This is a genomic window from Curtobacterium ammoniigenes NBRC 101786 (assembly GCF_001571045.1).
In the GTDB taxonomy this organism is placed as follows: Bacteria; Actinomycetota; Actinomycetes; order Actinomycetales; family Microbacteriaceae; genus Curtobacterium; species Curtobacterium ammoniigenes.
In genome coordinates this window covers 813,884-825,005 of the sequence record NZ_BCSV01000001.1, presented here as the reverse complement: position 1 = coordinate 825,005, position 11,122 = coordinate 813,884, and the positions used below count along the sequence as shown (strand labels likewise).

Genomic DNA, 11,122 nt, shown 5'->3' with positions numbered 1-11,122 from the left:
AAAAAAAATTACAACCACAATTCGAAAACCATGGCCGAGTTGAAACTGACCGTAAAGACCATCATTGCTGACAATCAATTCAATCCAAAAGGAATTGTCTCCGACACCCCAAAACGGGATGCACGGGGTCAATAAATTGGCATTGACAATGTGCACGCTGTTGAGTTCTCAAGGACCAGACGCACCAGGCGCTGTTCGTTTCCGAAGCCCGCCTGGGCAACTTTGGTACTCTATCACCCCGCTCGCGCCTGTCAAGCTCGGCCTGACTGACGAGAAGGAGCTCTCCACTCTCGGATTCACTGCAAGGTGAAGCGATCAGAGTGAAGGATGGTCCCACTTGAGGTGAACGTGGTCTGGACTGCCCGACGGGGCTTTCGCCCTGGTCGGCGTCTCAGCCGCTCCGTTCGCACCTTTGGGGTGACGAGTGATTACTTTACGGAGGCGGGCGGGCGATGCCAAATCGAGCGCGCCTCCCGGCGTGTCGCCCGGAATCACGCGGATCTTTGCTCCGCGATCGACGATCGACAGAGCGGCGATCAGCATCGGCCGACGCCGGCTGCAGCGTCAGCGCAGGGCGACGACCGGATTCGCGAGCGAGCCGATCCCAGAGATCGTGACCTCCACGATCTCGCCATCGTGCAGCGGCCCCACCCCGGCGGGCGTCCCCGTCAAGATCAGATCACCGGGCAGGAGCGTCCAGATCGACGACACGAACTCGATCAGACTCGGGATGTCGTGGACGAGTTCGCTCGTCGACGCGACCTGGCGGAGATCGCCGTCAACCCGTGTCTCGAGACGGATGTCCGACGGATCGATCTCGGTCTCGATCACTGGGCCGATCGGGCAGAACGTGTCGAAGCCCTTTGCCCGCGCCCACTGACTTTCCCGGGACTGCAGATCCCGCGCGGTCACGTCGTTCGCCACGGTGTACCCGAAGATCACCTGAGCGAAATCCTCGCGCCGAACGTTCTTTGCCAACGAGCCGATAACGATCGCGAGCTCGCCCTCGAAGTCGACTCGACCGACTCCAGCGGGCGTGCGAATCGGGTCGTTCGGACCGACCACGGACGTATTCGGTTTCAGGAAGACGACCGGGTCATCCGTGGTGAGCATGTCCATCTCAGACGAATGCTCCGCATAGTTCAGGCCGATACCGACGACCTTCGACCGCGGGATCACCGGCGCGAGCAGCGTCGCATCCTTCAGCGGCACCCGCTCCCCTGTGGTCTCGAACCCCTGATAGAGCGGATCGCCCGCAAGGACGATCAAGTCCCGCTCATCGAGGATCCCGAATCGCGGGTCCTGGCCCGCCGTGCTGAACCGTGCGATCTTCACCAGTCGAGCCTAGCGACCGCCCCGCTCAGGACGCCGGGGTGAGCTGGACCATCCAGTCGTGGGGGTCCGAGAGGCGCCCGTACTGGATATCCGTGAGCTCGCGCCGGAGTGACATGGTGAGCGAGTCCGAGCCCGCGTCGGGCGAGGTGATCGTGAAACCGTCACCGCGGAGTTCGCCGATCGGCGTCACGACGGCCGCCGTACCGCAGGCGAATGCCTCCGTGATCGCGCCGCTCGCAACCCCGTCCCGCCATTCGTCGAGGCTCACGCGTCGCTTTTCGACCCGGAGCCCTCGGTCTTCGGCGAGCTGCAGGATCGAATCGCGCGTGATGCCCTCAAGGATCGAATCCGAATCCGGAGTGACCAGCGTTCCGTCGGAGCGCACGAGGACCACGTTCATCCCGCCGAGCTCCTCCAGGTACTTGCCCTCTTCGGAGTCGAGGAACATCACCTGCTGGCACCCGTGCTCGTACGCCTCCTGCTGTGGAAGGAGCGAGGATGCGTAGTTGCCGCCGGTCTTCGCAGCCCCCGTGCCGCCCTTCCCGGCCCGCGAATACTGGGTCGACAGCCAGATCGACACCGGCTTCGGCCCGGACGTGAAGTACGCGCCGGCTGGCGACGCAATCACGTGGAACGCCACCTCGTGCGCTGCCCGCACACCGAGGAACCCCTCGGTCGCGATCATGAACGGCCGAAGGTACAGGCTCGTCTCATCAGCGGACGGGACCCAGCGCTCGTCAGTCTCGACGAGCCTCCGGATCGATTCCACGAACGCTTCCGTCGGCAGCTCGGGCAGCGCCATCCGGCGCGCCGAACGCTGCATGCGGGCGGCATTCGCCGTCGGCCGGAATGACCACACGCTGCCGTCGGCGTGGCGGTACACCTTCAGGCCCTCAAAGATCTCCTGCGCGTAGTGCAGCACGCTCGCGCTCGGGTCGAGTTGGAGCGGACCGTACGGATGGACCGCGGCATCGTGCCAACCGGCGTCCTCGGACCACCGGATCGTGACCATGTGATCCGTGAAGTGCTTGCCGAACCCCGGGTCCGCGAGAATCGACTCGCGCTCCGCGTCTGCCTTGGCCGACGCCGACGGCGTGGTGGCGAACGGAAGCGAGAACGTCGATGCAGCGGAGGTCATAGCGTCGATCTTGTCAGGCCCTGCGCATCTCCGCAGCAGCCGCGGCGATCGCGTCACCGATTTGCGCGGTCGAACGAGCGCTCGAACCGCGCCGAGCAATGTCCTGCTCGACCGCCCGCGCGATCGCGGCAGCCTCCGCACTGTGCCCGAGATGGTCGAGCAGGAGGCCCGCGGAGATGATGGCGGCCGTCGGATCTGCCCGCTGCTGACCGGCGATGTCCGGGGCCGAGCCGTGCACTGGCTCGAACATGCTCGGGAACGCCCCATCCGGGTTGAGATTGCCGGAGGCCGCGAGCCCGATGCCGCCACTGATCGCTCCGGCCAGGTCCGTGATGATGTCACCGAACAGGTTGTCCGTGACGATCACGTCGAATCGTGACGGATCCTGCACGAGGTGGATGGTCACGGCGTCGACGTGCTGGTAGTCGACCGTGACGTCCGGGTACTCCGCGCCGACCGCTGCAACCTGCCGCTGCCAGAGATCGCCGGCATGCACGAGCACGTTGCTCTTGTGGACGAGCGTCAGGTGCTTGCGCGGCCGGCGGTCCGCAAGCGCGAACGCATAGCGAACGACCCGTTCGACGCCGAACGCCGTGTTCAGTGAGACCTCGGTCGCGATCTCGTGCGGCGTGCCACGGCGGATCACGCCACCGTTGCCCACGTACGGGCCCTCCGTGCCCTCACGGACGACGACGAAGTCGACCGCACCTGGATCGCGAAGGGGCGAGTCGACCTGCGGGAAGACGCGGGTCGGGCGCAGGTTCACGTAGTGATCGAAGGCGAACCGGAGTCGCAGCAGCAGGCCGCGCTCGATGATGCCGCCGGCCAGTCGCGGATCCCGGGGATCGCCGCCGACCGCGCCGAGCAGGATCGCGTCATGCTTCGCGATGGCGTCGAGGTCCGCGTCGGTCAGGATGTCGCCCGTCGCCAGATACCGACCGGCACCGAGGTCGAAGGCCGTCTCCTCGATGTGGAGCGCCGGCTCGGTTGCGGCGCGGAGCACCTTGAGCGCCTCGTCGACGACCTCCGGTCCGATGCCGTCGCCGCGGATGACGGCCAGACGAATCGTTGCTGTCATGGTTCCTCGATTCCTCGTAAGCGGTGAGCGGTGCGCGGTGCGGGACGGACGGTGCGGGACGGACGGTGCGGGATGCGCGGTGCGTGCTGAGCTGTGAGCTCGTGGCGCGCGATGCGCCCGCCGGTCGCTACAGCGTGATGTCGATCTGCCGCATCGAGTCTGCGTCGATGGCGGCGCGCACTGCCTCGAGGATCTCGCTCGGCACCGGCGAATCGACGGTGAGCACCGAGAGCGCCTGGCCACCCGCCGCCTGACGCGCGATCTGCATGGCGGCGATGTTGATGCCCGCGTCGCCGAACTGCTTGCCGTAGACGGCGACAATGCCGGGCCGATCGGTGTAGCGCATGACCACGTGATGGGTGTCGAGCGGGACCTCGAGGTCGTACCCGTCGATCTCGACGAGCTTCTCGATCTGCTTCGGGCCGGTCAGGGTCCCGGAGACGCTGATCGCAGGCCCGTCGGACTGTGCCCCCCGGATCGTGAGCGTATTGCGGTATTCAGGGCTGTCCGGACTGGTGATGAGCCGCACCGACACGCCGCGCTGCTCGGCAAGGAGTGGCGCATTCACATAAGAGACCTGCTCGCTCACGATGTTGGTGAAGATGCCCTTCAGTGCGGCGAGCTGCAGCACGCTGACGTCGTATTCGGCAAGCTCGCCGCGAATCTCGACGTCGATGTTGGTGAGCGACGTGTCCGCGAGGCTGGCGAACACCTGCCCCAGCTTCTCCATCAGCGGAATGCCGGGCCGCACGTACGGATCGATCACCCCGCCCGCGACGTTCACGGCGTCCGGGACGAGCTCGCCGCCCAGCGCCAGGCGAACGGAGCGAGCAACCGAGACGCCCGCCTTCTCTTGCGCCTCGTCCGTCGAGGCGCCAAGGTGCGGCGTCACGACGACATTCGGGAGGCCCAACAGCGGCGAGTCCAACGGGGGTTCCGTCACGAAGACGTCAAGTCCGGCACCAGCAATGACTCGCTCCGACAGCGCGCGATAGAGCGCGTCCTCATCGATGAGGCCGCCGCGGGCCACATTCACGATGAACGCGCTCGGCTTCATGAGCGCGAGTTGTTCGTCGCTGATCATGCCCACGGTCTCGGGCGTCTTCGGCATGTGGATGGTCACGAAGTCGGACCGACGAAGCAGCTCGTCGAGCGGCAGCAGCTCGACACCGAGCTGCTGCGCCCGCGCCGGCGTGACGTACGGGTCGTACGCCACCACGGACACGCCGAATGCCTGCAGGCGGGCGGTGATGAGGGCCCCGATCCGGCCAAGCCCGATGATGCCGACGGTCTTCTCAAAGAGCTCCACGCCGGTGTATGCGCTGCGCTTCCATGCGCCGGCGGCGAGCGACGCGTGAGCAGCCGGAATGTGCCGAGCGAGGCTGAGGATATGACCGACGGTGAGCTCCGCCGCGGAGATGATGTTCGAGGTCGGCGCGTTGACCACCATGACACCCGCCGTGGTCGCGGCCTTGATGTCCACGTTGTCGAGACCGACTCCGGCACGCGCGATCACCTGAAGTCGCGGAGCGGCGGCGATCGCCTCCGCGTCGACGCGCGTCGCCGAGCGCACGAGGATCGCGTTCGCCTCGGACAGTGCCGTCAGGAGCGCCGCGCGATCCGTGCCGTCCACCGTTCGGATCTCGAAGTCTGGGCCGAGCGCATCGACGGTTGCTGGTGAGAGTTCTTCGGCGATCAGGACGACCGGCTTTGGCACGAAGCGATTCCTTACCTGAGGGGCTGCTGTCTCCTCAATCGTATCGACGTGCCCGGCGCGTTACGGCGGAGGTCAGCGGCCGATGTGCACCGTCGTCGTCACATACTCGAGCAGGTCGAACCAGAACACCGAAGCGGCGCACAACGCGGCGACGAAGACGACGGCGATCCGGCCCGGGCTGAACCGGCGAGACACGAACCAAGCCGCACCCCACACCACCGGTGCGATCAGCACATCGAGCACGAGCGCGACCCACGGCACCGCGCTCTCGAGCGTCGTCGCATGATTCGCGCGGACGAATGCGTTGAACTGCGCGATGCTCGTCGTCACGCCGACGAAGTTGGCGATCGCCTGCCACAGCATGTAGGCGAAGATCACGCCGGACACGATCCAGATGACCAGCCGGACCGCGAATGGGCTCAGCGCAGACGGACGCGAAGCGCGGTCGGAACTCGTCGACATCAGAATGCCCTCGTCATCAAGAACGGCCACGGGAACAAGACCACCACGCCGACAACGAGCCACACGAACCGCGCCCGAACCGAGATCGTCTGCCCGAACCAGAGCGTGGCGACGAACCAGAAGGCGGGGGCCATGATCGCCAGCACGCGCAGGCCCTCCGCGAACAGCGCGGAGAGCGCTGTTCCGCCCGCGACCGGGAGCACACTCGCGCTCACCAGCCACGCAACCGTGTAGAGCAGGTAGATCCCGCCGAGCACACCCATGCCGACCAGCGACCCGGAACCGGCGGGTCGCTCCGGGCTGGGCGCGCGCGCCGCCCCGCGAATGACGGGGTTCTTCGATGCGTCCACGTGCGTGGCATCGAGCTCCCCACCCCAGCTCAGCGCCTCGTCATCGGAGGGGTCGCCCGGCACCACCGGCTCCTCAACCCCGGAGTCCGGCGGCGAAGAGGCGTCCGGAGCGGTCATGCTTCCAGTGTAGAAGCGACGACGTCCCGCACCGCCGGGAACAACGGATGGCTCTCCATGAGCCCGGTGAGAATCTCGGTGAGTGCGTGCGCGGTCGCGCCGGAGCCGAGCAGCGCGTGCAACTCGATCGACTCCGGATCGTCCGGGTCGTCGAACGCGAGCGCAACGCGGATCGCACCGAGCAGATGGTCGACCGGCAGCCCCCGCTCCGCGAGCTGCGCGGCAGGGCCGATGAACCGCTCACGACGCCCGAGCTTTCGGAGCGGATTCCGACCGACGCGGGCGGTCGTGTCGGGAAGCAGCGGATTCGCGATACGCGCCAGGTTCGCCTCGACGTAGCGACGGTGCTCAGCAGGATCGAATCCGTGCTTCGCGACCAGGAGCGCGGTCGTCTCGGCGAGCACCCCGTCGACTTCCGGCCGAACGACGGGGTCGGCCAGCGCCTCCCGGATCAGACGGATGCCGCGGACGAACCCGTGGTAGGCGGCCGTGGCGTGCGCTGTGTTCACGGTGTAGAGCTTGCGCTCGACGAACGGCTGCAGATCGTCGACCCAGGTCACTCCGTCGATCTCAGGAGGCTCGGCGCCGGATCCGACGAACGGCGTGCGTTCGATTACCCACTCATAGAAGGGCTCGAGCACGACATCGAGACCGCCATGCTCGCCGAGGACACCGGACTGGTCCGGGACGATCCGATCGATCGCGCAGTTTGCAAAGACCGCGTCGACCTCCCGATCGTCGAGCGACGGTGCACGGCGCACGCTTGCGTGCAGCGAGTCGGTCGCATTGAACGCGTTCTCGCACGCGACGACCGTGACGGTTCCGGCCTCCGGCGACCGGAGCGCGAGGCCGTCGGCGACGAGGGGTGCGACGAGCGGGAGCGTCCGTGCTCCGACGGCGGTGGTCACGACATCCGCCTGCGCCAACGCACGGACAACTGCGTCGCGATCCGTCTTGCTGTTGAGCGCGCGGAAGCCCGTGACCGTGTGATCGACCGGCTCGTCGCCGACCTCGTGGACGACGAACTGTCGAGCGTCGTTCAGTGCCGTAACGACGCGGTCGTCGACGTCGACGAACGTGAGGTCGTAGCCGCTCGCTGCGAGGAACTGTCCGACGAAGCCGCGGCCGATCTTGCCGGCGCCGATGTGGACCGCTCGCCTCGTCACCGCCATTCGACGATCCTCCCACGCGAGCCGGGCGCGCCCGACCACACGAACGGCGGGAAGCGGTCCGTGCACGATCGCGAGCAGCGGGGTCGCGCATCCTGACGCGGAACCGCGCCGGGTGCGTCCAGCAGAAAAAGATGCATAACGTTCGGGTCACACGATGAGGCGGCGGTGCGCGGTGCACCGCCGCCTCATCGTCGAGTCGAGTCGCAGCCTACCGGGCAGCCGAGCCGTCCACGTAGTCGCTGTCGGTCTGCTTCCACGCGAACAGCGCGCGAAGCTCGCGCCCCGTCGCCTCGATCGGGTGTCCTTCGCCCTTCTCGCGGAGCGCGGTGAACTCGGGTGCCCCGGCATCCTGGTCGTCGATGAACCGCTTGGCGAAGGTGCCGTCCTGGATGTCGGCCAGCACCGCCTTCATGTTCTCCTTGACGTGCGGGTCGATCACGCGAGGACCGGACACGTAGTCGCCGAACTCGGCGGTGTCGGAGATGGACCAGCGCTGCTTGGTGAGGCCGCCCTCCCAAATGAGGTCGACGATGAGCTTCAGCTCGTGCAACACCTCGAAGTACGCGATCTGCGGCTGGTAGCCGGCCTCGACCAGGGTCTCGAAGCCGTACTGAATGAGCTGCGACGTGCCACCGCACAGCACCGCCTGCTCACCGAACAGGTCGGTCTCGGTCTCCTCGGTGAACGTCGTGCGGATGCCGCCGGACCGGAGGCCGCCGATCGCCTTCGCGTACGACCATGCGAGGTCCCAGGCGGTCCCGTTCGGGTCCTTCTCGACCGCGACGATGACCGGCACGCCACGGCCGGCCTCATACTCCCGGCGGACCGTGTGACCCGGCCCCTTCGGCGCGACGAGGATGACATCGACGGACTCGGGTGCGGTGATGTAGCCGAACCGGATGTTGAAGCCGTGGCCGAAGACGAGCGCCTTGCCCTCGGCGAGGTTCGGCTCGATCTCGTCCCGGTAGACGATGCGCTGCACCTGATCGGGCGTGAGGATGACGACGACGTCGGCCCAGGCGGTCGCCTCGCCCGGCGTGAGGACGGTGAAGCCGGCCTCCTCGGCCTTCTGCCGGCTCTTCGAGCCCTCGAGGAGACCGACGCGGACCTCGACGCCCGAGTCGCGCAGGTTGAGCGCGTGCGCATGTCCCTGCGAGCCGTAGCCGATGACGGCGACCTTCTTGCCCTGGATGATCTCGAGATCGGCGTCGGCGTCGTAGACGATGTCAGTCACGGTGGTGGTTCTCCTGCCTGCGTTGGCGAACATGGTCGCCAACGCGACCGATTGCTTGGTTGAAAACATAGGTGACGGACGGGAGGCTCGGGTCGGGTCGCAACACGCGCCTCCTGCCCGTCCGGTGGTCGTCTCACGACGACCGCACCGATCAGCGGGGTACGCGGTCGGTGATGCTCTTGGGCCCTCGACCCATACCGAGAAGGCCCGCGCGCGCGAGCTCCTTGATGCCGTACGGCTCGAGAACACGGAGGATCGCTTGGATCTTGCCCGGGTCGCCCGTGACCTCGATCACCAGCGAGTCGGTCGCAACGTCGACCACGCGGGCCCGGAACAGGTTCACGGCCTCGAGGACGTGGGACCGGGTCTGATTGTCGACGCGCACCTTGACGAGCATGTGCTCACGCTGCACCGACTGCGCGAAGTCGAGTTCCACGATCTTGATGACGTTGATGAGCTTGTTGAGCTGCTTCGTCACCTGCTCGAGCGGGAGGTCCTCGACATCGACGACGACCGTGATCCGGGAGAGTCCCGGGACCTCGGTGCTGCCGACCGCGAGCGATTCGATGTTGAACCCACGGCGGGCGAAGAGCCCGGCGACGCGCGTGAGGAGGCCCGGCTTGTCTTCGACGAGCAGGGAGAGCACGTGGCTCATGCGGGGTCTCCTGTCATGTCGGCGTCCTCCACGTCCCAGGTGGGCGCGTGGTCGCGGGCGTACTGGATGGAGGAGTTGCCGATGCCCTGCGGCACCATCGGCCAGACCATCGCATCGCGACTGACGACGAAGTCGATGACGACGGGCCGGTCGTTCGTCGCGAGCGCCAACTCGATGGCGCTGTCCACGTCCTCCGCCTTCTCGACCCGAATGCCGAGCGCACCGTATGCTTCGGCGAGCTTGACGAAGTCCGGAACGCGCCGGGTCTGGTGGCCGGTCTCGAGATCGGTGAACGAGTGGCGACCGTCGTAGAACAGCGTCTGCCACTGCCGGACCATTCCGAGCGACGAGTTGTTGATGATCGCAACCTTGATCGGGATGTTGTTGATCACGCAGGTCGCGAGCTCTTGATTGGTCATCTGGAAGCAGCCGTCGCCATCGATCGACCACACGACGCGATCCGGTTGGCCGACCTTCGCGCCCATCGCGGCCGGCACCGAGTAGCCCATCGTGCCCGCTCCCCCGGAGTTCAGCCACGCGTGCGGACGCTCGTACCCGATGAACTGCGCGGCCCACATCTGGTGTTGTCCGACGCCGGCGACGAACACGCCCTCCGGGCCCGTGAGCTCGCCGATCCGCTTGATGACGTGCTGCGGTGCGAGGAGGCCGTCCTGCGGCTCGCTGTATCCGAGCGGGAAGTCGGACTGGAGCCCGTTCAGGCGCGCCCACCACGCCGAGGTGTCCGCGCGGTCCGCCTCCGGGACGCGCTCCCACGCCTCGGTCAGATCCACGAGGACCTCGCGGACGTCACCGACGATCGGAACGTCCGCGTATCGGATCTTCGAGATCTCCGCCGGGTCGATGTCGACATGCACGACTTTGGCGTGCGGCGCGAACTCGTCGACCTTGCCCGTGACCCGGTCGTCGAAGCGTGCGCCGAGCGCGATGATGAGGTCGCTGTCCTGGAGCGCGAGCACCGCAGGGACGGTGCCGTGCATGCCGGGCATGCCGAGGTGCTGCGGATGCGAATCCGGGAATGCCCCCCGTGCCATCAGCGTCGTGACGACCGGAGCGTTCGTCGCCTCGGCGAACGCGATGAGCTCGGCGGAGGCGCCGGACCGAATCGTTCCGCCGCCCACGTAGAGGACCGGGCGGTGCGCCTCGGCGAGCAGCTGCGCTGCCGCGGCGATCTGCTTGCCGTGCGCCTTGAGCACCGGACGGTAGCCGGGCAGCTCGACCTTCGGCGGCCACACGAAGGGGGCGGTCTTCTGCTGCGCGTCCTTCGTGATGTCGACGAGGACCGGGCCCGGACGACCGGTCGTCGCGATCTGGTAGGCCGCGGCGAGCGTCGCCGGGATCTCCTCGGGACGCGTCACGAGGAACGAGTGCTTCGTGATTGGCATGGTGATACCGACGATGTCGGCCTCTTGGAAGGCATCCGTGCCCATCAGCGTCGAGAACACCTGCCCGGTGATCGCGATAAACGGCACCGAATCCATGTATGCGTCGGCGATCGCGGTGACGAGGTTGGTCGCGCCCGGTCCGGACGTCGCGATCGCAACGCCCACTTTGCCGGAGGCAGACGCGTACCCCTCGGCCGCATGCCCGGCGCCCTGCTCGTGCCGGACGAGGATGTGACGAATCGAGGTCGATGCCATCAGTTCGTCATAGAACGGGATGATCGCGCCGCCGGGCAGTCCGAAGACATCCGTGATGCCGAGGTGCTCGAGCGTGCGGAGCACGGCTCCCGATCCGGTCAGAATGTCCGGCGCGCGACGCGTGCCGGCGGCGGGACGTGGTGTTGCTTCCGTTGGCATGGTGTTCCTGCCCGTAAGAGTGCGTGCGTTCGGTCGGCGTGCTGCCG

The 11,122-nt window shown here is 66.9% G+C and carries 10 protein-coding genes; all 10 read right to left on the bottom strand.

Annotated features, from left to right (window positions below; genetic code table 11):
* Nucleotides 1-564 precede the first annotated feature (564 nt).
* The 10 genes from CAM01S_RS03695 to CAM01S_RS03650 all read right to left on the bottom strand — a co-directional run bounded on the left by CAM01S_RS03695 (nucleotide 565) and on the right by CAM01S_RS03650 (nucleotide 11,075).
* Nucleotides 565-1,335: a fumarylacetoacetate hydrolase family protein gene (locus CAM01S_RS03695; protein ID WP_066516520.1), complete on the bottom strand. Its 771-nt coding sequence runs from the start codon at nucleotides 1,333-1,335 to the stop codon at nucleotides 565-567.
* A gap of 25 nt (nucleotides 1,336-1,360) precedes the next feature.
* On the bottom strand, nucleotides 1,361-2,473 hold the full coding sequence (locus CAM01S_RS03690; RefSeq protein ID WP_066516517.1) for a branched-chain amino acid aminotransferase: 1,113 nt from the start codon (nucleotides 2,471-2,473) through the stop codon (nucleotides 1,361-1,363).
* Between the two features lie 13 nt (nucleotides 2,474-2,486).
* Nucleotides 2,487-3,551: a 3-isopropylmalate dehydrogenase gene (locus CAM01S_RS03685; protein ID WP_066516515.1), complete on the bottom strand. Its 1,065-nt coding sequence runs from the start codon at nucleotides 3,549-3,551 to the stop codon at nucleotides 2,487-2,489.
* Between the two features lie 127 nt (nucleotides 3,552-3,678).
* Nucleotides 3,679-5,268, bottom strand: a complete 1,590-nt coding sequence (serA, locus tag CAM01S_RS03680; RefSeq protein WP_066516511.1) for a phosphoglycerate dehydrogenase — start codon at nucleotides 5,266-5,268, stop codon at nucleotides 3,679-3,681.
* A 72-nt stretch (nucleotides 5,269-5,340) separates the two neighbouring features.
* The gene (locus CAM01S_RS03675) at nucleotides 5,341-5,730 is read right to left on the bottom strand and encodes a hypothetical protein (protein ID WP_066516507.1); all 390 of its coding nucleotides are present in this window, start codon (nucleotides 5,728-5,730) and stop codon (nucleotides 5,341-5,343) included.
* Nucleotides 5,730-6,197, bottom strand: coding sequence for a hypothetical protein (locus CAM01S_RS03670; RefSeq protein ID WP_066516503.1), 468 nt, complete (start codon nucleotides 6,195-6,197; stop codon nucleotides 5,730-5,732). The genes CAM01S_RS03675 and CAM01S_RS03670 overlap by 1 nt, the downstream gene beginning before the upstream one ends.
* A complete protein-coding gene (locus CAM01S_RS03665) occupies nucleotides 6,194-7,369 on the bottom strand; it encodes a mannitol-1-phosphate 5-dehydrogenase (RefSeq protein ID WP_066516498.1) in 1,176 nt (391 codons plus the stop codon). The genes CAM01S_RS03670 and CAM01S_RS03665 overlap by 4 nt, the downstream gene beginning before the upstream one ends.
* A gap of 208 nt (nucleotides 7,370-7,577) precedes the next feature.
* Nucleotides 7,578-8,603 (bottom strand): ketol-acid reductoisomerase, encoded by a 1,026-nt coding sequence (gene ilvC, locus CAM01S_RS03660; protein ID WP_066516791.1) that lies wholly within the window; start codon nucleotides 8,601-8,603, stop codon nucleotides 7,578-7,580.
* A 151-nt stretch (nucleotides 8,604-8,754) separates the two neighbouring features.
* Nucleotides 8,755-9,258 carry an acetolactate synthase small subunit gene (ilvN, locus tag CAM01S_RS03655; protein WP_066516494.1) on the bottom strand — a complete coding sequence of 168 codons (504 nt, stop codon included), beginning with the start codon at nucleotides 9,256-9,258 and terminating at the stop codon, nucleotides 8,755-8,757.
* Nucleotides 9,255-11,075 (bottom strand): acetolactate synthase large subunit, encoded by a 1,821-nt coding sequence (locus CAM01S_RS03650; protein ID WP_066516493.1) that lies wholly within the window; start codon nucleotides 11,073-11,075, stop codon nucleotides 9,255-9,257. The genes ilvN and CAM01S_RS03650 overlap by 4 nt, the downstream gene beginning before the upstream one ends.
* Nucleotides 11,076-11,122: the final 47 nt, after the last annotated feature.

What these genes read in the sequence shown, in the direction of transcription:
- CAM01S_RS03690 (WP_066516517.1), bottom strand. Translation starts at nt 2,473, where the DNA reads ATGACCTCCGCTGCATCGACGTTCTCGCTTCCGTTCGCCACCACGCCG.
- CAM01S_RS03685 (WP_066516515.1), bottom strand. Translation starts at nt 3,551, where the DNA reads ATGACAGCAACGATTCGTCTGGCCGTCATCCGCGGCGACGGCATCGGA.
- CAM01S_RS03675 (WP_066516507.1), bottom strand. Translation starts at nt 5,730, where the DNA reads ATGTCGACGAGTTCCGACCGCGCTTCGCGTCCGTCTGCGCTGAGCCCA.
- CAM01S_RS03670 (WP_066516503.1), bottom strand. Translation starts at nt 6,197, where the DNA reads ATGACCGCTCCGGACGCCTCTTCGCCGCCGGACTCCGGGGTTGAGGAG.
- CAM01S_RS03665 (WP_066516498.1), bottom strand. Translation starts at nt 7,369, where the DNA reads ATGGCGGTGACGAGGCGAGCGGTCCACATCGGCGCCGGCAAGATCGGC.
- ilvN (WP_066516494.1), bottom strand. Translation starts at nt 9,258, where the DNA reads ATGAGCCACGTGCTCTCCCTGCTCGTCGAAGACAAGCCGGGCCTCCTC.
- CAM01S_RS03650 (WP_066516493.1), bottom strand. Translation starts at nt 11,075, where the DNA reads ATGCCAACGGAAGCAACACCACGTCCCGCCGCCGGCACGCGTCGCGCG.